Raw genomic sequence first — 21,345 nt, 5'->3', positions numbered from 1 at the left:
GTTCGCGGCGGGCCCGGCGCCCCCCCCACCTGGCCGCCGGCCCCCCCCATCACCCGGGGGGGGCCGCGGGCGGCCCCGGGGCGCCTGGGGCACGCCTTCGGGATGTAGACCCAGTCGCCGTCGGAGTAGCGCAGTGGCCCGAACTCCGTTTCGATCAGGCCGGCGCCCTGGTGGACGAAGCACAGCAGGTCGCCGTCGACATGGCGGGTGTAGAACGGCATCGGCTCGTGGCGGCGGCTCAACAGGATTCGGCAGTCGGCGTTGCTGAACATCAGCAGGGGACCGCCGCCGGCGTCGGTGGCGTCGCTGGGCTTGAGCTGGCCGGCCAGCACGTCGACGGGGCGCAGCGGGCCGACCGACCGGTAGGCGGTGGGGTCGTGGCGGCGGTAGAGGTTCGCCGTGCGTCCGGTGAATCCGCCCCGGCCCAGCTCGTCGTCCTTGAGCCCGTCGAGGTCTGCGTGCAGGCGGCGCGGTGTCTTCCCTTTTCGCAAGTGGACGAAGGATTCCATGGCTGACCTCCGGCTCGGACGACGGATAAAACTGAAAGTGACATTACTTTTTGTTTCCGTGCCGCACAAGGGCCGGCGCCGTCCGCGAGACATAATCCGTTGCGACCCGATTCGGCGTGTCTTCGCCGACGTTTATGTGTCGCCGATCAACGGCCCATCGCGTCAGTCGCGGACGCGCACCACGACCTTGCCCTTGGCGGTGCGGTTCTCCAGGGACGCGACCGCCGCGGCGGCGTCGTCCAGGGGATAGACCTCAGGGTTGGGCGGAGCCAACTGACCCGAGGCGAGCAACTTCTCCAGTCCGGCCCACTGCTCGGCCAGCGCGTTCGGATGCGTCGCCGTCCAGGCGCCCCAGCCCACGCCGACCACGTCAATGTTGTTGAGCAGCAACCGGTTCACCTTCACGGTGGGGATGTCGCCGCCGGTGAAACCCACGACCAGCAGCCGGCCGCCCGGGGCGAGCGAGCGTAGCGAGTCGGTGAACCGGTCGCCGCCGACCGGGTCGAGCACGACGTCGACGCCGCGGCCGCCGGTGAGCTCCTTGACCGCGTCCTTGAACCCGTCGGCCAGCACCACATCGGTGGCCCCGGCGGCGGTCGCGACGTCCGCCTTCTGTTCGGTGCTGACGACCGCGATGGTGCGCGACGCCCCGAGCAACGATGCCAGCCGCAGCGTCGAGGTCCCGATGCCGCCGGCGGCGCCGTGCACCAGCACCGTCTCGCCCTGGGCCAGCCGGCCGCGCACGGTCAGGGCGAAGTACACCGTGAGGTCGTTGAACAGCAGGCCGGCGCCCGCCTCGAAACTGACGTTGTCGGGGAGCTTGAACACCCGGTCGGGTTGCAGGATCGCGACCTCGGCCATGCCGCCGGACAGCATCGTCAGTCCGACGACCCGGTCGCCGGCCCGCACGTGTGCGCCATCCGGCGCCGAACGCACGACACCGGCGATCTCGGCTCCCAGCACGAACGGCGGCTCGGGGCGGTACTGGTACAGGCCCCGGGTCAGTAGGGCGTCGGGGAAGGCGGCACCGGCGGCGTACACATCGACGACCACGCCGTCACCCGACGGTTCGTCGATCTCCGCCACCTCGACCGCGTCCGGACCGTCCAGCCGAATCACCCGTGCAGCTCGCATGGTCGGTCAGCCTACTGCCGGCTCAGAATCCGCCCGCGACCCGCACCACCGCCCGCCCGGTGAACTTGCCGGCCCGCACCTGGTCCAGCACATCGACCACATCTTTGATGTCAACGTCGCTGGTGAGTGCGTCGAGATGACGCGGCCGCAATGAATCGCCCAGCAGCGCCCACAGTTTGCGGCGCGGGCCGATCGGCATCTGCACCGAATCCATCCCGAGCAGAGCGATGCCGCGCAGGATGAACGGCATCACCGTGGTCTTCAATCCCGGGCCACCCGTGAGGCCGCTACAGGCCACCGCACCGCCGTAGTCGACGGTGCTCAGCACGTCGGCCAGGGTCGCCCCGCCGACGCAGTCCACCGCGGCCGCCCAGCGCGCCTTGGCCAACGGCCGAGGTTTGGCGTCGGGGTCTTCCGGCAGCCGGCCGATAACCTCCGCGGCGCCAAGCTCTTTCAGCAGCTCGGCCGCCCCCTCCTTGCCGGTCGAGGCGACCACCCGATACCCCTTGGCGGCCAACAGGTCCACGCTGACGGAGCCGACACCGCCGGAGGCGCCGGTGACGACCACCGAACCGGCGCCGGGTTCGATGCCCCAGTCGATCAGCGCCTGCACGCTCATCGCGGCGGTGAAGCCGGCGGTGCCGATCGCGGCGCCCTCGTGCGGGCTCAATGCGCCGAGGGCAACGACCTGGTCGGCCGGCAGTCTCGCGTATTCGGCGTAGCCGCCGTGGTGGCCGGTGCCGATCTGGTACCCGTGGGCCAAAACCTTCTCGCCGACGCTGAAGTCGGGTGACTGCGACTCGACGACCTCGCCGGTCAGGTCGATACCCGGCACCACGGGGTAGCTGCGCACCACGCCGCCGCCGGGGGTCAGCGCGAGCGCGTCCTTGTAGTTGACGCTTGAATAGAGCACCCGGATCGTCACCTCACCCGCCGGCAGGTCCGACTGACTCAAAGTCTCGACCGACGCGGTTATCCGGTCACCATCTTCGCGAGCGACGAGCGCTTGAAACGTGTCCATGCCTCGACGCTAACCTCACGGTATGGATTCCTTTCCACTCGGTCGCTTTTCGGTCTCCCGGGTGGGCTTCGGCGCCATGCAGTTGCCGGGCCCGAACGCGTTCGGGCCGCCCCGGGACCGCGACGAGGCGCTGGCCGTGCTGCGGCGGGCGGTCGAACTCGGCGTCGACCACATCGACACCGCCCAGTTCTACGGTCCCGACGTGGCTAACGAGCTGATCCGCGAGGCGTTGCATCCCTATCCGGAGAACCTGGCACTGGTGAGCAAGGTGGGCGGCCGTCGCGACGACAGCGGCGGCTGGCTGCCGGTCGACGCGCCGTCCGACTTGCGCCGCGACATCGAGACGAACCTGCGTGCCCTCGGTGTCGACCAGCTGGCCGCGGTCAACCTGCGCGTGTTCGAAAGCGACGGGCCGGATCAGCTGTTCGACGACCAGCTTTCGGTCATGATCGAAGCCCGCGACCAGGGCCTGATCGGCGGCATCGGGCTGAGCAACGTCAACCGCGAACACCTACGGCATGCGTGCGAGCGCACCGAAATCGCCTGTGTGCAAAACGCGTTCAATTTGGTTGAGCGCGAGGCGGCGCCGGTTCTTGCCGAGTGCGCGGCGCGCGGGATCGCGTTCGTTCCGTTCTTCCCCCTGGGGGCCGCCTTCATGCGGCCCAACCCGGTGCTCACCCACCAACTCGTGGTCGACGCCGCCGAGCGGCTGGGACGCACGCCGGCGCAGGTCGCGTTGGCGTGGACGCTGAGCCTGGCGCCCAACGTGCTGCTGATCCCGGGAACGTCGTCGGTGCGACACCTCGAGGAGAACCTGGACGTCGCGTCCATCGAACTCGACGGCGACGTGCGCGAGCAGCTGAACGCGGTCGCTATTTGAGCTCGGCCGACGACAGCCCGAGCAGGCGGCGGGCGACCACCAACTGCTGGATCTGCTGGGTGCCCTCGAAGATGTCCAGGATCTTGGAGTCGCGCGCCCACTTCTCCAGCATCGATTGCTCGGAATAGCCTGTCGTACCAGCCAATTCGACGGACTTGAGGGTCACGTCGCTGGCCATCCGGCCGGCCTTGGCCTTGCTCATCGACGCCTCTTTGGAGTTGGGGATCTTGTTGTCGGCCTGCCACGCCGCCCGCAGCGCCAGCAGGTAAGCGGCCTCCCAGTCGGCCTCCATCCGCAGGAACTCGGCAGCAGCGGCGCTCTGCGCGTGCGACGGTTTGTCGTAGGAGATCTCCACGCCGGCCTCGGTGAGGATCTTGCGAATTTCCTCGAGGGCGGCCCGGGCGACGCCGATCGCCATGGCCGCGACGATGGGCCGGGTGTTGTCGAAGGTCTCCATCACGCCCGAAAAGCCCTTGCCGACCTCAATTTCGGGGTTTCCCAGCAGGTTTTCCTTGGGGATGCGGACGTGGTCGAACCGGATCGCCGCGGTGTCGGAGCCCTTGATGCCAAGCTTGCGTTCGAGTCGCTCGACGGTGACGCCGGGGTGCTCGCGCGGGACGATGAACGACTTGATCGCCGCGCGCCCCTGCGACTTGTCCAGCGTGGCCCACACCACGATGTGCGTGGCGCGCGAACCGGCGGTGACATAGATCTTCTCGCCGTTGATCACGTATTCGTCGCCGTCCAGCTTGGCGGTGGTCGACACCGCCGCCGAGTCGGAGCCGAAACCCGGCTCGGTGATGGCCATCGCCGCCCACACCTTGCCCAGGCGTTCCAGCTGTTCTTCGGTGGCCACCGCGGAGATGGCGGCGTTGCCCAAGCCCTGGTAGGGGACCGAGAGCATCATCGCGACGTCGCCCCAGCAGGCCTCCAGGGTCTGCAGCAGCGCAGCCATGTTGGCGCCGTTGTGGTTTTGGTCCCGGTCTTTGTTTTCATCGCCCAGGTTGTCGGCCCCGGCGAATTCGATTGATTCCGAGGCGCCAGCGAACAGGTTGTACAGCGTGTCGAGTTCGACCGGGTAGGCGTGCTCCTTGAGGTCGTACTTGCGCGCGATCGGTCGCATCAGCTCCGCGGCGCCCTGATGTGTCTTGACGACGACCGCCTGCAGCTTGCGGGGCAGTTCCAGATTGATTGCCATGGTTGAACTTTCAGCTCGTGTTAGATAACTACGACGCCCTCGGCGACGCCGATGGCCCGCAGGTCGCGGTACCAGCGCTCGACCGGGTGTTCTTTGGTAAAGCCGTGGCCGCCGAGCAGCTGCACGCCGTCCAGGCCGATCTGCATACCCTTGTCGGCGCCCAGCCGCTTGGCCAGCGCCGCCTCGCGGACGAAGGGCAGGCCCTGCTCGGCGCGGGCGGCGCCACGCCAGGTGATCAGCCGGAGTCCGTCCAGCTCGATCGCGATGTTGGCGCACATGAACGCGACGGCCTGACGATGCGCGATCGGCTCGCCGAAAGCCTCGCGCTCCTTCACGTAGGGCACGACGTAGTCGAGCACCGCGTGCGAGGTGCCCACCGCCAGCGCCGCCCAGCCCAACCGGGACAGCGCAATGGCCTCCGAGTAGTCGTCATCGGTCGCCTCGTCCTCGCCCAGCCGGGCGCTCAGCGGGACCGTGACGCCGGACAGCTCGACGTGGCCCAGGGCGGCCGCGCGGATACCCATGCTCGGATCCGCCCTGACGGTAAGGCCTTTCGTCGACGACTCGACGATGAACAGGGCGGGCCTGCCGTCGAGCTGCGCTCCGACGATGAACAACTCGGCGTCGGCCGCCGCCGGGACCAACGACTTCACGCCATCGATGCGGTAGCCGCTCGGTGTGCGCGCCGCGGTGGTCGTCAGACGGGTGGGGTCGAACAGCGGTTGCGGCTCGGCGATCGTGACGCAGGCCTGGGGAACATTCTCGCCGGCGAACTCGTGCAGATAGGTGGCCTGCTGGTCCGCGCTGCCCCAGTGGGTCAGCGCGGCGGCCACGCCGCCGGGGGCCAGGATCGGCAGCGCGAGACCCATGTCGCCGTAGGCGAGCGCCTCGGCCACCAGCACGTTGGTCACGCTGGAGCGGTGCGCGGCGATGCCGTCGAAGTCCTCCGGGATGTTGATCGCGGTGATGCCCAACTCGGCGGCCTTGGCGATCAGGTCGGGCGGGTAGGTCGCCGCCTCGTCGGCGTCGTGCGCCGCCGGCCGCAACACCTCCTCGGCGAATTCGCTGAGGGTCTCGACGATCATCTTCTGGTCGTCGTCGGGCGTCAGGTCGAAGTAGTCCTTGCCGCTCGACTTCAGCCGGGTCGGTCCGCCGCGCAGATTCTGCAGCCGCTTGAACTGGCGGGAGGCAGTGGCGGCGGTGGAGAAGACGGTCTTGGTGCCGTACTGCAGCCCCCGGTTGACCGGATCGCGCAGGCGGTACTTGTCCAGGAATTCCTGGCCCATCAGCGGAGTGAGCAGCGCGATGGCGATGTCGACGCCGGTGCGCTTGTGGGGTTGCAGCCCGATCCCGCTCTGCTGGTCTTTTCGTTTGCGACGCGAGCGGGCGGATTTCGAAGTCTGTGTTGAACCGGAGCCAGTGTCGGTCATGTCGGCAGCCTGTAGTAGTCGGGGCAGTGCGGATAAACCTATCTTACTCCGGAGTAAGATCACAGAGAACAGTTGTTAACTAATTCACAGACCGCCGGCATCGAGGCCGCGAAGCACGAGTTCGTGCAGCGGCCCGTTGGTCGCCACCGCGCTGCCGCGGTGCGGTCCCGCGACGCCGTCCAGGCCGGTGAACGTCCCGCCCGCCTCGCGCACCAGGATGTCGAGGGCCGCGAGGTCCCAGACGGACACCTCGGGTTCGGTGGCGATGTCGATCGCCCCCTCGGCCACCAGGCAATAGGAGAGAAAGTCGCCGAAGGCGCGCACCCGCCACACCGCGTCGGTCAGCGAGATGAAGCGTTCCCGTAGGCCGCGCTGCGCCCAGCCGGACAAGCTGGAAAACGACAAGCTCGCCGAATCGAGTTGTGCCACAGCGGAAACCGAGAGCCGACGGGGCGGTGCGCCGTCGACCGCGACGAAGGCGCCGTCGCCGCCCGCCGCCCACCACCGACGCTGCAGAGCGGGGGCGCTGACGACGCCGACCGTGGGCACACCGTCTTCGAGCAGCGCGATGAGACTGGCCCAGACCGGCACGCCGCGCACGAAGTTCTTGGTGCCGTCGATGGGGTCGATGATCCACTGGCGTCCGGTGAAGGTGGTGGTTCCGCCGAACTCCTCGCCGACAATGCTGTCGTGCGGCCGCTCGCGGTCCAGCGCCTCGCGCAGCTCGGTCTCCACCGCGCGATCGGCGTCGGTGACCGGGGTCAGGTCCGGCTTGGTGTCAACGCGCAGGTCGAGTGCCCCGAACCGCGCCGCCGTCAGCGCGTCGGCGCGGTCGGCCAGCGTCAGCGCCAACGTCAGATCGTCCCGGCTCATGACGCAGTCCTATCACGGCCCTACCATGGCGGCGTGTGGGAATTCGGTGTGCTGTTCCTGTTGGCGGCCGTCTTGGCGGTCGCTCTTGCCCAGCGGTTCCTGCCACGCGGCCCGCGCGGCGAGGTGCTGAACGGTACGTTGCTGGTCACCGGCGTGAGTCCACGCCCGGAGGCCACCGGTGAACAGTTCGTCACCATCGCCGGTGTGATCAACGGGCCCACCGTCAGCGAGCACGCCGTGTATCAGCGCATGGCCGTCGACGTCGACCAATGGCCGACCATGGGCCAGTTGATTCCGGTGGTGTACTCGCCGAAGAATCCGGACAACTGGAGGTTCGCACCCTCCGAGGCGCCCCCGGTGTAGCCCGGTCAGCCGGCCGCGGGCGGGTGCGCCATTACCGCGATGCGAACGCCATAGCTGGGGACCAGATGTGGCGCTTACCTGTCACCCGCGATTGTTGAAGTTGTCGACGATGCCCCGCAGCGCCTCCGGATGCCGCAAGAACGGCGTGATGATGTCTACCGGCAGCGGGAAGACGACGGTTGAATTCTGGTCCGCGCCCAATTCCAACAGCGTTTGCAGGTAACGCAATTGCAGCGAGGCGGGGCTCTTCGAGAGTGTCTCCGCCGCTTCACGCAGCTCCTCGGAGGCCTGCAGCTCCCCGCGGGCGTTGATGACTTTCGCGCGGCGTTCCCGTTCGGCCTCGGCCTCGCGCGCCATCGCCCGCTGCATCGACTCGGGAATCTCGACGTCTTTGATCTCCACGACCCGGACCTGCACGCCCCAGGGCTCGGTCTGCTTTTCGATGATCGTGCGCAGATCGCTGTTGAGGTCCTCCCGGTGTGCCAGCAGGGTGTCCAAATCGACCCGGCCGAGCAGCGAACGCAGCGTGGTCTGGGCGATCTGGGAGGTGGCCACCGCGTAGTTCTCCACCGCCAGAATCGCTTTCAGCGGCTCCATCACCTGGAACATGACCACCGCGTTGACCCGGGCCGGCACGTTGTCGCGGGTGATCACCTCCTGAGGGGGGATGGTCAGCGTCACCAGCCGCTGGTCGACGCGGATCATCTTGTCCAGAAAGGGGATAAGGAGACGAAGCCCGGCACCGTAGAGCGGGCGCACATGCCCCATCCGGAAGACGACTCCGCGTTCGTACTCGCGCAGCACTGCCAGGGACCACTGCGCGAGCACGGCAAGCGCGACAATCCCGGCGACAACGACGATCACAACGGTGGTCATGTTGGCTTGCCCTCCTTGCTTTCCCAGCCGCCCCAGCGGGTGGAATACCTGTCTATCGCCGCGGCCGCCTGGTCCTCGAGCGCGGTGCGGTGCGGAAGGTGCTCCGGCGCATTGGACGGGGTGTTCCACAAGTGGCGGACCAGCGGCTGGCCGAGCAGCGCGACAACCCCGATGGTGCCGGTCAAGACCAACACGTCGGCACCCGAGTGGTTGGCGACCAACATGGCCAGCGGCAACACGATGCCGAAGGCGGCCACGCAGCAGGCGATCCCGCGGTGGAACCGCCCAGCATCCGAGTGCGGCCACGGGTCCACCTCGCGGCTGATCTCCCGGCCGTGATCGGACGTCGTACAGCTGGACTTGACGGGACAGCTGTTGCACACCACCGGTTGGGCGCGATATCGCATGACCCGGTGCCGCGGATCGAACGAAGTCGGCCACAGCCAGTGGTCCTGTGGACACACCCAGGCGTCATGGTCGGGGCGGTAGGTGAATTGGCCTGTGCGCCAACGGGCCGCGCGCGCCGACGCCCGTCGGGCCATCGAGTCGAAACTCCACCCGATGGCCAGCAGGCCAAGGGAATACCCGGCGATCAGCCATACGGAGGCGGCCGGCTGAGTCACCGGTCAGTCCCTCGCCGACACCGCGGCACCGGTCTCCGGCTCGGTCGGGGCTTCGACGTACAGCGGATGTTCGGGCAACTCCTGCACCGTTGAACCCGTCCGGAAGTTCCGCAAGGCCGTCCATGCGATCCAGACGAACGGCAGCACACCGCCGACGATCAGGATGACGTCGCCGGGCAGCCGGAGCCATTCCAGGACGGCGTTGCCGGGCCTGGTGATGTAGCCCAGGGAGCGCGCCTCGAAGTAGCCGTCGTTGACCGAGTGGTAGAGCTGCAGGACGCCCAGCGGCAGCAGAGTCACGAACACCATCCACGCGAGACCAATGTTCATGCACCAGAAGGAGGTTCGCGCCAGCTTCTCCGGCCACTTGTCGGCCGGGATCACGTAGCGGAACGCGAACATGGCCAGGCCGACGGCGAGCATGCCGTAGACGCCCATCATCGCGCCGTGGGCATGGTTGGCGGTCAGCGCGGTGCCGATCTGGTAGTAGGACACGATCGGCAGGTTGATCAGGAAGCCGAAAATGCCGGCCCCCAAGAAGTTCCAGAATCCGACGGCGACCAGAAACATGACCGCCCAGCGATGCGGGAAGGGCTTGCTGTCGCCGGACTGCTGCCGCGAACCCAGCTGCAGGAATGCCCACGCCTCGACGGTGAGAAAGGTCAACGGAATGACCTCGGCCGCCGAGAAGAACGCGCCCAGCGCCATGTGTTCCACCGGCGTGCCCGAGAAGTACAGGTGGTGCATGGTGCCGATGACCCCGCCCGCGGAGTACAGAATGACGTCAAGGAAGATCACGCCCAGCGCGATTCGCTCGCGCACCACGCCGAGCAACACGAACATGTAGGCCACCATCACCGTGGTGAACAACTCGAGGAAGTCCTCGACCCACAGGTGCACCACCCAGAACCGCCAGAATTCGGCGACGGTGTAATGCGTGCCGCTGCTTGCCAATAGCCCGACGGTGTAGAACGCCGGGATCGCCAGCCCGGAGAAGAAGAACAACCACGGCATGTTCATCTTCGATTCGCCTTTGAGCCGGGCACGCATGCCCCGGAAGATGATCGCAATCCACACGAACAGGCCGATGATCAGCAGGATCTGAAACAGCCGCGGCAGATCGAGATACTCCCACTGCTGGGACAGCAGCCCATGCGGGATCACTCCGTAGATGGAGAGTGCCTCGCAGATCAGCGATCCGAACACCACCACCGCGACCGCGCCCAGCAACACGTAGGCCAGCAAGCCCTGACGGCGCGGCTCGCGGCGCGCGATGAACGGCACCAGGAAGATGCCCCCGGCCAGGAAAGCCGCCGCGGTCCAGAACAGTGACAGTTGCACATGCCAGGTGCGGGCCAGGTTGTACGGCAGCACCCGGGCCAGATCCAGCCCGAAAAAGTTCGACAAGTCGGCCCGGTAATGCTCGGCCGCCGCGCCGAGCAGCGTCTGCGCCAAGAACAACACGGACACGATCGCGAAGAACCAGATCGTGGCACGCTGCGCGGGCGTCAGGCTCACCTCACCCGGCTGGCGGAAGGAAAGCGTGGACGACTCTGCGCCGTGCCAGCCGACCTTCTGGCTCCAGCGCCCGTAGACCGCGAACATGACGCCGATTCCGCCCAGCAACGCAATCAGCGACAGCGCCGACCACACGATCACCGCCGCGGTGGGCCCGTTGTCGACGCGGGATTCCGCCGGCCAGTTGTTGGTGTAGCTGTACTTGTGGCCGGGGCGTTCGGCCGCGCCCGCCCAGGCCGTCCACGCGAAGAACGCGGTCAGGTCGTGGATCTGCGCCTTATCTGTGATCATCTGGGGGAGCAGCCCGTATTTGGTCGAGTTCTCGCCGAAGAAGGCGGCGTAGTGGCGCTGCATGTGGTCGAACGCCGCGGCCTGCCGGTCGGTGAACACCAACGTTTTGGTGGTGCCGTTGTAGCGGTTGGTGCGAAATTCGGTGACCACCCGGTCACGCGGATCGGCCACCCCCTGCGCCCGCAGCTGATCGCCGACGTCCTGCGTCGCCATCCGCAGGTATTCCGCGGTGTAGTCGGGCCCCAGGTAGGCGCCATGCCCCAGCACCGAGCCGTATTCCATGAGGCCGCGCGTCTGGTAGAGCTCCTGCCCACGGGTGATGTCGTCGCCGGTGAACAGCAGCTGGCCCGACTCGTTGACGACCTTGTCCGGCATCGGCATCGACGCCGAGTACGTGCGGTAGGCCAGGATGCCCATGACCAGGAAGCCGAAAATCATCACCAGGGCGACGCCCTGGATCCAGCCTTTGCCGACCAGGGGCTGCGAGGATGCTTGTCGAGCGGCCTGTTGAGCGGCCATCTGCGAGTCTCCCGTCTTCAAGCCTGAATTCGGTTGTCGTGCCGGGGCAAAGCCAACATCGCCCTCGCCGCTCCCTAGGGGCCAATGGCCTCGATTTCGGGACCAATGCCCCTGGGACAGAGGCATTCCCGGTCATACGGTCGTGGCTGAGCGACGTGAATGTTCCCCGCGTACAGCTCAGCAGAGGAGACCGTGATGAGCAATAGCTATCCGGGTCCGGCAATCGTCGTAGGGGTGGACGGGTCGAGGGCGGCGAGGCAGGCGGCTCTGTGGGCGGTCGATGAGGCGGCCGGCCGGGATATCCCGATGCGGTTGGTGTGCGTCGTCGATCCGCAGGACGCCCCCACCGCACAGGCCTGCGAGACGCGCCTGGCCGGCGCGCGGACGGCGCTGGCCGACGCCCATCGGTCCGTCGACGCCACCGGCGTTCGCGTCAAGGTCGAAACCGAGATTGTTTGCGGGAGGCCGCTGACCAAGCTGACCGAGGAGTCTAGGTCGGCGGCCATGATGTGTATCGGTTCGATTGGCCTCAACCATGCCTGTCACGGCGAAACCTCCGTCGCAACCTCCTTGGCCCGCTCGGCACAGTGCCCGGTGGCCGTGATCCATCAGCCGGCGAGACGGTCGGCGCCTCCGAAGGTCGCCAGCGTCGTGGTCGACGCCGGCAACGGCATGGTGCTGCGGTACGCGTTCGAAGAGGCGAGGCTGCGCGGGGCGACACTGCGCGCGCTCTGGGTATGCCAGGGTGCGGACGCGCACGATGCCGGCGACGGAACGCGTTCGGCGCAAGCGCAATTGAGTCGACGGCTCGCGCGATGGACGCGGCTGTATCCCGACATCCGGGTGGAGTCCGCGATCGTGCGGGGCAGTGCGGAGCAGTACATCGGCGCCCACCCCGAAGCGGGCCAGTTGTTGGTCACCGACTGTCATACCGCTGAGCCGGCCTGCAACGCGACGCATTCCGTGCTGGCGATCCGGTGCAGCAACCTGTGACGAATCCAGGAGCTGGCGATGGTTGAAACGGGGGCGGATCTGAGCGACCGCGCCGACGTGGAGGCGTTGCTGCGCCGCTTTTATGGAAGGGCGCTCAACGACGAGGTGTTGGCGGAGCCGTTTGCCGAACTGCGGGCCGTCGGCTTGGACTCACACATTCCGACGATGTGCGATTTCTGGGAGACGGTGCTCTTTCGCGCGGGACGCTACCGGGGTAGTGCGCTGCAGGCGCACCGGGACATTCACCGGCGGACCCCGCTGTCCAACCGCCACTTCCTGCGGTGGCTCACCATCTGGCACGGCACGGTCGACGACATGTACCGCGGACCGGCCGCGGACCGGGCGAAGGTTCAGGCCGCCAGGATTGCCTGGGCCATGCACCGGCGGCTGACCGGGCTCGACGCGCCCGAGCTGCTCGCCACCGTCACCTCCTGATCAACCGTGGCTGATCCGCAGCATCTCCGCCAGGTTGGGCAGCTTGACGCGGGGGCGCCCATGCGGCTCGCCGGCCGCACGCTCATGGCGGTCGATGATCTCCCAGTGCGCCGAGGTCACCAGCTTGGGCTGGCGCGAAGCGAGCCATTCTGCCAACTTGTCGGCGTGGTCCTCGGGGAACTCGGCCAGACCTCCGTCTTTCGCGCGGTCCAGATCGGCGAGCAGGGTGTCGACGGTGTCCTGGGAATCCTTTTTGTTGGTGCCGATGACACCGGTCGGACCGCGCTTGATCCAACCGACGACGTATTCGTTGCGGCTGCCGTCCACCCGGCCCGCGGTATTGGGGATCGTGGCGCTCTTCTCGTCGAACGGCAGCCCCGGGGTCGGCACACCGCGGTAGCCGACCGACCGCACCACCAGCTGAACCGGCAGTTCCTCGCGGTCGCCGGTGTCCTTGGCTGATACCCGCCCGTTCTCGTCGGTCACCAGTTCGTTGCGGCCCAGCACGATGCGTTCCACCCTGTCCTCGCCCTTGATCTCGATCGGCGAGGTCATGAATCGCAGCACGATCCGGCGGTGCCCGGGGCGCGGGTCGCGCTGTGCATAACCCCGGAGCACGTTGATGTTCTGCTTGGCCGTTTTGCCGGCCGCGGCGGCCTCCTCGTCGGTGATGCCCTCCAGCTGGGCGGGGTCGACGATGACGTCAACCCCTTCGAGGTCTCCCAGCTCACGCAGCTCGAGCGTGGTGAAGGCGGTCTGCAGGGGCCCGCGCCGCCCGAGGACCACCACTTCCTCGACGCCGCACGGCCGCAGCGACTCGAGCGCGTGATTGGCAATGTCGGTGACGCCCAGCACGTCGGGATCGGTGACCAGGATGCGCGCCACGTCGAGCGCCACATTGCCGTTGCCGACGACCACGGCGCGGGCGCCCGAGAGGTCGGGCGTCGCCTCCTCGAAGTTGGGATGCGCGTTGTACCAACCGACGAAGTCGACGGCGGCGACACTGCCCGGCAGGTCCTCACCAGGGATGTTGAGCGCGCGGTCGGACTGCGCCCCGACGGCATAGACGACGGCGTCGTAGCGTTCGGCCAGCTCACTGGATTGCACGTGCTCACCGACCACCACGTTGCCGAAGAACCGGAAGCGGGGATCTTCGGCGGTCTTCTCGAACTGCTTGCTGATCGACTTGATCTTCGGGTGGTCGGGAGCCACGCCGGAGCGCACCAGCCCCCACGGGGTGGGCAGCATTTCCAGCATGTCGACGGCTACCTCGACGTCCTCGGACCCATCGGCCGCCTTCAGCAAGGATGACGCGGCGAAGAATCCCGACGGTCCGGAGCCGACGATTGCAACGTGGTATGGGCGCATACTCGACCTTCTATTCGTGCCCGGTTAGCGCGCGGTGGACTGTCGGCGCGCAGCGCGGGGCGCACATGATCGTGACTCGATGCTAAACGCATGACCGCTGGTCGTGGCCTGAGCACTCGCCGGGAGCCGAGGCGCTCGGCGGCTCCCGGTAACGTTGTCCGCTGTGGAACCCGACCGTCAAGCCGATATCGCCGCCCTTGACTCCACCCTGACCACGGTGGAGCGGGTGCTCGATGTGGCCGGTCTGCGCAGCCGGATCGAGAAGCTCGAGCACGAGGCGTCCGATCCCCAATTGTGGGATGACCAGGCCCGTGCGCAGCGGGTGACCAGTGAGTTGTCACACACCCAGGGGGAGCTGCGGCGCATCGAGGAGTTACGGGGACGCCTCGACGACCTGCCGGTGCTCTACGAGCTGGCGACCGAGGAGGGCGCGGCGGACGCGCTCGCCGAGGCGGACGCCGAGCTCAAGGCGCTGCGCGCCGATATAGAGGCCACCGAGGTGCGCACCCTGCTCTCGGGGGAGTACGACGAGCGCGAGGCGCTGGTCACCATCCGATCGGGCGCCGGCGGGGTGGACGCCGCCGACTGGGCCGAGATGCTGATGCGGATGTACATCCGGTGGGCCGAGCAGCACAAGTACCCCGTCGAAGTGTTCGACACCTCTTATGCCGAGGAGGCGGGCATCAAGAGCGCGACCTTCGCGGTGCACGCTCCGTTTGCCTACGGCACGTTGTCCGTCGAGCAGGGCACCCACCGGTTGGTGCGGATCAGCCCGTTTGACAACCAAAGTCGACGTCAGACGTCATTCGCCGAAGTCGAGGTTCTTCCCGTGGTGGATACCACCGACCACATCGACATTCCGGAAGGCGATGTGCGCGTGGATGTTTACCGCTCCAGCGGTCCCGGCGGCCAATCCGTGAACACCACCGACTCGGCGGTTCGTTTAACCCACATCCCAACGGGTATCGTCGTGACTTGCCAGAACGAAAAATCGCAACTGCAGAACAAGATCTCGGCGATGCGCGTGCTGCAGGCAAAGTTGTTGGAGCGCAAGCGTTCCGAAGAACGCGCGGAGCTGGACGCATTGAAAGGCGAAGGCGGCAGTTCGTGGGGCAACCAGATGCGCTCCTACGTCCTGCACCCGTATCAGATGGTCAAGGATCTGCGGACCGAGTACGAGGTCGGCAATCCGGCGGCCGTCCTGGACGGAGACATCGACGGATTCCTGGAAGCGGGAATCCGGTGGCGCAATCGAAAAGATGACGACTAACACAACTCTTCTCGCCTCGACCGCGTCGATAAAGGCGCTGGGCTGGCACGACTTCTGGCGCGGTGACGTCGGGCAATGGATCATCACCCGCGGTCTGCGGATCGTGATGGTGCTGATCGTGGCGGTGTTGGCCGCCCGGTTCGTCAACTGGGTCGCGCAGCAGGTGACCCGTCAGCTCAACCTGGGCTTCGCCGAGAGCGACGCGCTGGTTCGGTCGGAAGCCTCGAAACACCGCCAGGCTATGGCGTCGGTGATCTCCTGGGTGTCGGTGGTGCTCATCGGCATCTGGGTGATGATGCAGATCGCCGACGTGCTGCAGTTCTCGGTGGGGGGACTGGTCGCGCCGGCCACCGTCGTCGGCGCCGCGCTGGGTTTCGGTGCGCAGCAGCTGGTGAGAGACCTGCTGTCCGGGTTCTTCATCCTGGCCGAAAGGCAGTACGGATTCGGAGACCTGGTCACGCTTACCGTCGTTTCCGCGACGGAGGCCAGCGGCACCGTCGAGAACGTGACGCTGCGGGTGACCCGACTGCGCTCGCCGGACGGCGAAGTGTTGACCATCCCGAACGGGCAGATCGTCAAGGTGGTCAACCTGTCCAAGGACTGGGCGCGCGCGGTGGTGGACATCCCGGTGTCCACGAGCGCCGACCTGAACCGGGTCAACGAGGTGTTGCACCAGGAATGCGATCGCGCCATGGACAACCCGGTGTTGGGGGACTTGCTGTTGGACGCCCCCACCGTGATGGGCGTGGAGAGCATCGAAGTCGACACCGTCACCCTGCGATTGGTGGCCCGGACCCTGCCCGGCAAGCAGTTCGAGGCGGGCCGGCAACTGCGTGTCCTGGTCATTCGGGCGCTGGCCCGTGTCGGCATCGTGACTGCGGCGGACGCGACGGTGGGCCTGGTGGATGACCCGTCGGTCCCGGCCGCTCAGGCCGCCGAAGAGCGAATCGACAATGACGTGCAAGGTGCGGTGCAGAAGCGTTGAAGTTCACCCTGAGCATCTTCGAGAAGCGCAGCGACGACTCGGATGCGGACCGTCGCTGGCCGCAATACATGTTCGGCGGGCGAGTTCGCACGTCGACCTTGGTGTTGATCGTCGCTTTTTTCGTCGTGTGGTGGGTCTACGACACCTACCGTCCGGAGCCGGCGCCCAAGCCACCGGCGCAGCAAGTGGTGCCGCCGGGTTTCGTGCCCGACCCCAACTACACCTGGGTGCCGCGCAGCCGCGTGCAGCAGCCGCCGCCCACCGCCACCTACACGCCGACCCCGACGAGCACACCGCCGCCGCCACCGCCCCCGCCCCCGGTGACGACGACCACGACGCCGCCGCCGGTGCAGCTGCCGCAGCTGCCTTGCCTGCTGCCGCCGCCCTTCTGCCCACCCAGTACGAGCGCCACCACATCGCCGCCTCAGCTACCGCAGCCGGGGCCCGGGCCGGCGCCTAGTTCACCGCTGCCAGCCAGTTGACTTGGCTCGCCAGCGAAATTCACGGCTACACTGGCGTGCCGTGATGATCACCCTGGACCATGTCAGTAAGAAGTACAAAGCGTCGGCGCGTCCGGCGTTGGAGGACGTCAACGTCAAAATCGACAAGGGTGAATTCGTCTTCCTGATCGGTCCGTCGGGCTCCGGCAAGTCGACGTTCATGCGGCTGCTGCTCGGCGAGGAGAACCCGACCACCGGCGACATCCGGGTGTCGAAGTTCCACGTCAACAAGCTGCGCGGTCGTCACGTGCCGAAGCTGCGTCAGGTGATCGGAACCGTCTTCCAGGACTTTCGCCTGTTGCAGCAGAAGACCGTCTACGAGAACGTCGCCTTCGCGCTGGAAGTGATCGGCAAACGGACCGACGCGATCAACCGTGTGGTGCCCGAGGTGCTCGAAACCGTCGGCCTGTCCGGCAAAGCCAACCGACTGCCACACGAGTTGTCTGGTGGCGAGCAGCAACGCGTCGCGATCGCGCGCGCCTACGTCAACCGGCCCCTGGTTCTGCTGGCCGACGAGCCGACCGGCAATCTGGACCCGGATACCAGTAAGGACATCATGGATTTGTTGGAGCGGATCAACCGCACGGGGACGACGGTGCTGATGGCCACCCACGACCACCACATCGTCGACTCGATGCGTCAGCGTGTCGTGGAGCTGTCTCTGGGACGGCTGGTCCGCGACGAGCAGCGCGGCATCTACGGGATGGACCGCTAAGTGCGCTTTGGCTTCCTATTCAACGAGGTCCTGACCGGGCTGCGCCGCAACGTCACGATGACGGCCGCCATGATCCTTACGACGGCCATCTCCATCGGCTTGTTCGGCGGCGGTCTGCTGGTGGTCCGGTTGGCCGACAACTCGCGGGAGATCTATCTCGACCGGGTCGAGACACAGGTGTTTCTCACCGACGACATCTCCGCCAACGACGCGACGTGCGCGTCCGGTCCGTGTAAAGCGCTGCGGGACAAGATCGATGCTCGGCAAGACGTCAAGTCGGTGCGCTTTGTCAACCGGCCGGACGCCTACAACGACGCGATCAAGAAGTTCCCGGAGTTCAAGGACGTGGCCGGCAAGGAATCGTTTCCGGCGTCGTTCATCGTCAAGCTCAACAACCCCGAACAACATTCGGAGTTCGATGCCGCGATGCAGGGTCAGCCCGGCGTGCGCAGCATCCTCAACGAAAAGGATTTGATCGACCGGTTGTTCGCCGTTCTGGACGGTTTGCGGAACGCCGCGTTCGCCGTCGCCCTGGTGCAGGCAGTCGGGGCAATCCTGCTGATTGCCAACATGGTCCAAGTCGCCGCGTACACCCGACGCACCGAAATCGGGATCATGCGGCTGGTCGGCGCCAGCCGCTGGTACACGCAGTTGCCCTTCTTGGTGGAGGCGATGCTGGCCGCGGCGATCGGTGTGGCCATCGCGGTCGTCGGCTTGGTCCTGGTGCGGGCGTGGTTCCTGGACAACGCGCTAAGTCAGTTCTACCAAGCTCATTTGATCGCGAAGGTCGATTATGCCGACATCCTCTACATCTCGCCGTGGTTGTTCCTGCTCGGCGTGTCGATGGCCGGCCTGACTTCCTACGCGACGCTGCGCCTCTACATCCGGCGGTAGCTGTGGCCAAAGATCCCGGCCGGGCCAAGGCGGCGGGCGGCAAGCGCGGCAGCAAACAGATCATTGCTACCAATCGCAAAGCGCGGCATAACTATTCGATCCTCGAGGAGTTCGAGGCCGGAGTGGCTTTGCAGGGCACAGAGGTGAAAAGCCTGCGCGAGGGCCATGCTTCCCTGGCCGACGCGTTCGCAACCGTCGACGACGGCGAAGTGTGGTTGCGCAACTTGCACATTCCGGAGTATCAGCACGGTAGCTGGACCAACCATGAGCCCCGTCGCAATCGAAAGTTGTTGTTACATAGGGCACAAATTGACCGCCTGGTCGGCAAGATACGAGATGGTAACCTCGCCCTCGTGCCGATGTCTCTGTATTTCTCCGAAGGAAAGGTCAAGGTCGAGCTCGCGTTAGCGCGCGGCAAGCGAGCACACGACAAACGTCAGGACATGGCCCGCCGCGATGCCCAGCGCGAAGTGGTCCGTGAATTGGGTCGCCGAGCCAAGGGCATGAACTGATCGGGGCCGCTTACGCCCAGCTGTCGGCCGTTACGTACGGCGTCAGCGACTTCGTGGGCGGTGTAGCCGCTCGACGGGTAGCCGCGCTGCGCGTGATGCTGGTGGTCTATCCGATCGAGACAATCTTGCTGGGCGCGCTGGCGCTCGCCGTGGGCGGGCCGATTTCGACCGGCGCCGTCTTCTGGGGCTGCCTCTACGGCGTCGGAATGGCCGTCGGCATGTGGGCGTTCTTCGCCGCGCTGGGCGCCGGCCCCATCTCGGTCGTCTCACCGTTGGCGGCGGTCCTCAACGCCGCCGTGCCGGTGGCGGTCGGTGTGGCGCTGGGGGAGCGGCCGGGCCCGGGGGCCTCGGTGGGCGTCGTGCTGGCTCTCATCGCGGTCATGCTGGTGAGCCGGGAGGCCACCGCCCAAGGTGTCACTCCGTATCGGTTCACCCCGAAGGTGGCATGGCTCACGCTGCTGGCCGGCTCGGCGATGGGGCTGAACCTGGTCTTTCTCCATCAGGCGCCGCATGCCTGCAAACTTTGGCCGCTGGTATTCGCCCGGCTGTCGGCCACCGTCGTGATCTTCGTGATGGCCGCGGCCAGCAAGAACCTGCGGGCGCCGCGCGGGAAGCCGCTGAAGCTGGCTTGGGCCGTCGCGGTGCTGGACATCTGCGCCAACGTGACCATGCTGCTGGCGCTGCACACCTGGTTGCTGTCGCTGGCCAGCATCATGATCTCGCTTTACCCGGCGGCCACGGTCGTGCTGGCCATGGTCGTGCTGCGCGAGCGACTGACCCGCTGGCAGGGGTTCGGCATGGTGATGGCCATGGGATCCGTGGCCATGATCGCCGCCAGCTGACGGTTGCGCCTGTCTTGAGCTAACCCATCGGCCTACTATCCGACCATGGCCGATCGCCCCGTCACCAAGCTCGACAAGTCCGAAGTGCTCGCCGGTTTGTTCGCGGTGTGGGACGACATCACCGCGATGCTGGACGGGCTGCCGGAAGAGCAATGGCAGGCCGCCAGCCCGCTGCCCGGTTGGGACGTCAAGGCGTTGGTGGCGCACATGATCGGCACCGAGTCGTTCCTTGCCGGCGTGCCCGCGCCCCACCCCGACATCGACGTCTCGGCGCTCGAGCATGTCCACAACGACATCGGCGTGATGAACGAGTGCTGGGTGCGTCACCTCGCCGCCGAATCCGGCGAGGACGTGCTCAAACGGTTCAAGGACATCACCGATGACCGGCGCAAGGTGCTGACGGGCATGTCGGCCGAGGAGTGGGACGCCGTGACGCTGACGCCGGTAGGTCCGGAGAGCTACGGGCGGTTCATGCGGGTCCGGGTGTTCGACTGCTGGATGCACGAGCAGGACATCCGCGAGGCGCTGCGGCGGCCAGCGTCGGACGACCAGCTTGTCGGGGCCGCATCGGAGCTCTCCCTCGACGAGATCGCCGGGACGATGGGCTACGTGGTGGGCAAGCGGGCCAAGGCGCCAGAGGGTTCGCGGGTCCTGTTCGAGCTGACCGGTCCGCTTTCCCGCAGCATCCGTATCGGCGTCGATGGCCGGGCCCAGCTGGTCGACGACTTCGGCGGCCACGAGCCGACGGTGACGATTCGGCTGGACGGGGTGCAGTTCACCCGGCTCGCCGGCGGGCGGCCGATGTGCCCCTCCCGGTCACAGGACATCGAGCTCGGCGGCGACGAGGACGTGGCCGCGCAAATCGTCGAGCGGCTGAACTTCGTGATCTGATCGCTGCGCCGGACCGGAACACAACTCCGTTGCCGCGCGTTGATAGCGGCGTACCATAGATTGTCCTGCCGAAAATCGGTGGGGGTGCGAGGGGCTGAACGGTTTCGACTTCGCGCATCGAATCAAGGGAAGCGTGCCGGTGCAGGCAAGAGACCACCGTAAGCGTCGTTGCAACCATATAAGCGCCGATTCACATCAGCGCGACTACGCTCTCGCTGCCTAAGCGACAGCTAGTCCGTCAGACCGGGAAAGCCCTCGACCCGGACCCTGGCGTCAGCTAGAGGGATCAACCGATGAGTTCGGTCGCGGGACTCATCGGGACACCAACAGCGACTGGGATCGTCATCCTGGCTGGTTCGCGTGACCAGGAGATCCGAGCAGAGGCATAGCGAACTGCGCACGGAGAAGTCTTGAGGGAATGCCGTAGGACCCGGGTTCGATTCCCGGCAGCTCCACCGAGAAATTAGCTGGTCAGCGCCGCAAGGCCTGGCCAGCTTCTTTTTCATCAACATCGATCGTCCGAGCTCACCCTGTGGTGTCGGTTCGGCGTGTCACGCGCACGAATGGGAGCACCTACGTGCTGTTGCGGTATGGGCCTGGACGACAAGAAATCTTCGACGTCCGACGTAGGCGGCGGAAAAAGTGTCCCCTAGGAGCGGCGTCGTTGCTCCTAAGTGTGAGAGCTGCCAACCGAGCGGCGACTAC

Annotated in this window: 21 protein-coding genes, 1 other RNA gene and 1 pseudogene; 13 read left to right on the top strand and 10 right to left on the bottom strand. The window is 66.7% G+C overall.

All coding sequences use genetic code 11. The features are described 5' to 3' along the window. The 3 genes and pseudogenes from A5773_RS01650 to A5773_RS01640 all read right to left on the bottom strand — a co-directional run. A pseudogene (locus tag A5773_RS01650) lies at positions 1-509 on the bottom strand (hypothetical protein); the annotation flags it as partial. 162 nt (positions 510-671) lie between these two features. Continuing rightward, the gene (locus A5773_RS01645; RefSeq protein ID WP_066946571.1) at positions 672-1,643 is read right to left on the bottom strand and encodes an NADPH:quinone oxidoreductase family protein; all 972 of its coding nucleotides are present in this window, start codon (positions 1,641-1,643) and stop codon (positions 672-674) included. 22 nt (positions 1,644-1,665) lie between these two features. Further along, on the bottom strand, positions 1,666-2,664 hold the full coding sequence (locus A5773_RS01640) for an acryloyl-CoA reductase (RefSeq protein WP_066946568.1): 999 nt from the start codon (positions 2,662-2,664) through the stop codon (positions 1,666-1,668). Positions 2,665-2,686: 22 nt separating this feature from the next. On the opposite strand from A5773_RS01640, the gene A5773_RS01635 reads away from it, so the two are divergent. Beyond that, positions 2,687-3,544, top strand: a complete 858-nt coding sequence (locus A5773_RS01635; protein WP_067265735.1) for an oxidoreductase — start codon at positions 2,687-2,689, stop codon at positions 3,542-3,544. Here A5773_RS01635 and A5773_RS01630 read toward each other — a convergent pair. The 3 genes from A5773_RS01630 to hisN all read right to left on the bottom strand — a co-directional run bounded on the left by A5773_RS01630 (position 3,537) and on the right by hisN (position 7,045). Then, positions 3,537-4,742: an acyl-CoA dehydrogenase family protein gene (locus A5773_RS01630; RefSeq protein ID WP_067789099.1), complete on the bottom strand. Its 1,206-nt coding sequence runs from the start codon at positions 4,740-4,742 to the stop codon at positions 3,537-3,539. The two genes, A5773_RS01635 and A5773_RS01630, sit on opposite strands and share 8 nt — an antisense overlap. A gap of 20 nt (positions 4,743-4,762) precedes the next feature. After that, complete coding sequence (locus A5773_RS01625; protein WP_067265741.1) at positions 4,763-6,172, bottom strand: acyl-CoA dehydrogenase family protein; 1,410 nt, start codon at positions 6,170-6,172, stop codon at positions 4,763-4,765. An 84-nt stretch (positions 6,173-6,256) separates the two neighbouring features. Beyond that, a complete protein-coding gene (hisN, locus tag A5773_RS01620; protein ID WP_067789096.1) occupies positions 6,257-7,045 on the bottom strand; it encodes a histidinol-phosphatase in 789 nt (262 codons plus the stop codon). 33 nt (positions 7,046-7,078) lie between these two features. Here hisN and A5773_RS01615 point away from each other — a divergent pair, with 33 nt between their 5' ends. Further along, positions 7,079-7,408 carry a hypothetical protein gene (locus tag A5773_RS01615; protein ID WP_066946551.1) on the top strand — a complete coding sequence of 110 codons (330 nt, stop codon included), beginning with the start codon at positions 7,079-7,081 and terminating at the stop codon, positions 7,406-7,408. An 81-nt stretch (positions 7,409-7,489) separates the two neighbouring features. Here A5773_RS01615 and A5773_RS01610 read toward each other — a convergent pair whose 3' ends face one another. Genes A5773_RS01610 through A5773_RS01600 form a run of 3 tightly spaced genes read right to left on the bottom strand, consistent with a single transcriptional unit; the run spans position 7,490 to position 11,235 of the window. After that, a complete protein-coding gene (locus A5773_RS01610; protein ID WP_067789093.1) occupies positions 7,490-8,284 on the bottom strand; it encodes a slipin family protein in 795 nt (264 codons plus the stop codon). After that, positions 8,281-8,907 (bottom strand): hypothetical protein, encoded by a 627-nt coding sequence (locus tag A5773_RS01605; RefSeq protein WP_067789090.1) that lies wholly within the window; start codon positions 8,905-8,907, stop codon positions 8,281-8,283. Before A5773_RS01605 ends, A5773_RS01610 begins: the two co-directional genes overlap by 4 nt. 3 nt (positions 8,908-8,910) lie before the next feature. After that, positions 8,911-11,235 (bottom strand): nitric-oxide reductase large subunit, encoded by a 2,325-nt coding sequence (locus A5773_RS01600; protein ID WP_067789087.1) that lies wholly within the window; start codon positions 11,233-11,235, stop codon positions 8,911-8,913. Positions 11,236-11,430: 195 nt separating this feature from the next. Between A5773_RS01600 and A5773_RS01595 the strand changes: the two genes are divergently transcribed. Further along, entirely contained in the window at positions 11,431-12,228 is a 798-nt protein-coding gene (locus A5773_RS01595; RefSeq protein ID WP_066946779.1) for a universal stress protein, read from the top strand. Between the two features lie 18 nt (positions 12,229-12,246). Then, on the top strand, positions 12,247-12,663 hold the full coding sequence (locus A5773_RS01590) for a group III truncated hemoglobin (RefSeq protein ID WP_066946538.1): 417 nt from the start codon (positions 12,247-12,249) through the stop codon (positions 12,661-12,663). On the opposite strand, the gene A5773_RS01585 is transcribed toward A5773_RS01590, so the two are convergent. Continuing rightward, positions 12,664-14,031: an FAD-dependent oxidoreductase gene (locus A5773_RS01585; protein WP_066946534.1), complete on the bottom strand. Its 1,368-nt coding sequence runs from the start codon at positions 14,029-14,031 to the stop codon at positions 12,664-12,666. Between the two features lie 163 nt (positions 14,032-14,194). Between A5773_RS01585 and prfB the strand changes: the two genes are divergently transcribed. The 9 genes from prfB to ssrA all read left to right on the top strand — a co-directional run bounded on the left by prfB (position 14,195) and on the right by ssrA (position 21,098). Continuing rightward, positions 14,195-15,301, top strand: coding sequence for a peptide chain release factor 2 (gene prfB / locus A5773_RS01580; RefSeq protein WP_066946531.1), 1,107 nt, complete (start codon positions 14,195-14,197; stop codon positions 15,299-15,301). Next, complete coding sequence (locus A5773_RS01575; protein WP_066946526.1) at positions 15,291-16,286, top strand: mechanosensitive ion channel family protein; 996 nt, start codon at positions 15,291-15,293, stop codon at positions 16,284-16,286. The genes prfB and A5773_RS01575 overlap by 11 nt, the downstream gene beginning before the upstream one ends. Next, positions 16,283-16,768, top strand: coding sequence for a hypothetical protein (locus A5773_RS01570; protein ID WP_067789084.1), 486 nt, complete (start codon positions 16,283-16,285; stop codon positions 16,766-16,768). The genes A5773_RS01575 and A5773_RS01570 overlap by 4 nt, the downstream gene beginning before the upstream one ends. 43 nt (positions 16,769-16,811) lie before the next feature. Beyond that, complete coding sequence (gene ftsE, locus A5773_RS01565) at positions 16,812-17,501, top strand: cell division ATP-binding protein FtsE (protein WP_066952188.1); 690 nt, start codon at positions 16,812-16,814, stop codon at positions 17,499-17,501. Then, a complete protein-coding gene (ftsX, locus tag A5773_RS01560) occupies positions 17,502-18,395 on the top strand; it encodes a permease-like cell division protein FtsX (protein WP_066952190.1) in 894 nt (297 codons plus the stop codon). It abuts the gene before it with no gap. Positions 18,396-18,397: 2 nt separating this feature from the next. After that, positions 18,398-18,907, top strand: coding sequence for an SsrA-binding protein SmpB (gene smpB, locus A5773_RS01555; protein WP_066952192.1), 510 nt, complete (start codon positions 18,398-18,400; stop codon positions 18,905-18,907). Then, positions 18,904-19,749 (top strand): EamA family transporter, encoded by an 846-nt coding sequence (locus tag A5773_RS01550; protein WP_156664386.1) that lies wholly within the window; start codon positions 18,904-18,906, stop codon positions 19,747-19,749. Before smpB ends, A5773_RS01550 begins: the two co-directional genes overlap by 4 nt. A gap of 45 nt (positions 19,750-19,794) precedes the next feature. Continuing rightward, positions 19,795-20,640, top strand: coding sequence for a maleylpyruvate isomerase family mycothiol-dependent enzyme (locus tag A5773_RS01545; RefSeq protein ID WP_067789081.1), 846 nt, complete (start codon positions 19,795-19,797; stop codon positions 20,638-20,640). A 90-nt stretch (positions 20,641-20,730) separates the two neighbouring features. Further along, positions 20,731-21,098, top strand: a transfer-messenger RNA (tmRNA) gene (gene ssrA, locus A5773_RS01540). The last annotated feature ends 247 nt before the right edge of the window (positions 21,099-21,345 follow it).

This window comes from Mycobacterium sp. 852014-52450_SCH5900713 (genome assembly GCF_001667075.1).
In the GTDB taxonomy this organism is placed as follows: domain Bacteria; phylum Actinomycetota; class Actinomycetes; order Mycobacteriales; family Mycobacteriaceae; genus Mycobacterium.
This window is presented reverse-complemented; position numbering and strand designations above follow the sequence as displayed.

What these genes read in the sequence shown, in the direction of transcription:
- A5773_RS01630 (WP_067789099.1), bottom strand. Translation starts at nt 4,742, where the DNA reads ATGGCAATCAATCTGGAACTGCCCCGCAAGCTGCAGGCGGTCGTCGTC.
- hisN (WP_067789096.1), bottom strand. Translation starts at nt 7,045, where the DNA reads ATGAGCCGGGACGATCTGACGTTGGCGCTGACGCTGGCCGACCGCGCC.
- A5773_RS01625 (WP_067265741.1), bottom strand. Translation starts at nt 6,172, where the DNA reads ATGACCGACACTGGCTCCGGTTCAACACAGACTTCGAAATCCGCCCGC.
- A5773_RS01545 (WP_067789081.1), top strand. Translation starts at nt 19,795, where the DNA reads ATGGCCGATCGCCCCGTCACCAAGCTCGACAAGTCCGAAGTGCTCGCC.
- A5773_RS01575 (WP_066946526.1), top strand. Translation starts at nt 15,291, where the DNA reads ATGACGACTAACACAACTCTTCTCGCCTCGACCGCGTCGATAAAGGCG.
- A5773_RS01635 (WP_067265735.1), top strand. Translation starts at nt 2,687, where the DNA reads ATGGATTCCTTTCCACTCGGTCGCTTTTCGGTCTCCCGGGTGGGCTTC.
- A5773_RS01585 (WP_066946534.1), bottom strand. Translation starts at nt 14,031, where the DNA reads ATGCGCCCATACCACGTTGCAATCGTCGGCTCCGGACCGTCGGGATTC.
- A5773_RS01610 (WP_067789093.1), bottom strand. Translation starts at nt 8,284, where the DNA reads ATGACCACCGTTGTGATCGTCGTTGTCGCCGGGATTGTCGCGCTTGCC.
- A5773_RS01640 (WP_066946568.1), bottom strand. Translation starts at nt 2,664, where the DNA reads ATGGACACGTTTCAAGCGCTCGTCGCTCGCGAAGATGGTGACCGGATA.
- A5773_RS01600 (WP_067789087.1), bottom strand. Translation starts at nt 11,235, where the DNA reads ATGGCCGCTCAACAGGCCGCTCGACAAGCATCCTCGCAGCCCCTGGTC.
- ftsE (WP_066952188.1), top strand. Translation starts at nt 16,812, where the DNA reads ATGATCACCCTGGACCATGTCAGTAAGAAGTACAAAGCGTCGGCGCGT.
- A5773_RS01590 (WP_066946538.1), top strand. Translation starts at nt 12,247, where the DNA reads ATGGTTGAAACGGGGGCGGATCTGAGCGACCGCGCCGACGTGGAGGCG.
- A5773_RS01645 (WP_066946571.1), bottom strand. Translation starts at nt 1,643, where the DNA reads ATGCGAGCTGCACGGGTGATTCGGCTGGACGGTCCGGACGCGGTCGAG.
- A5773_RS01595 (WP_066946779.1), top strand. Translation starts at nt 11,431, where the DNA reads ATGAGCAATAGCTATCCGGGTCCGGCAATCGTCGTAGGGGTGGACGGG.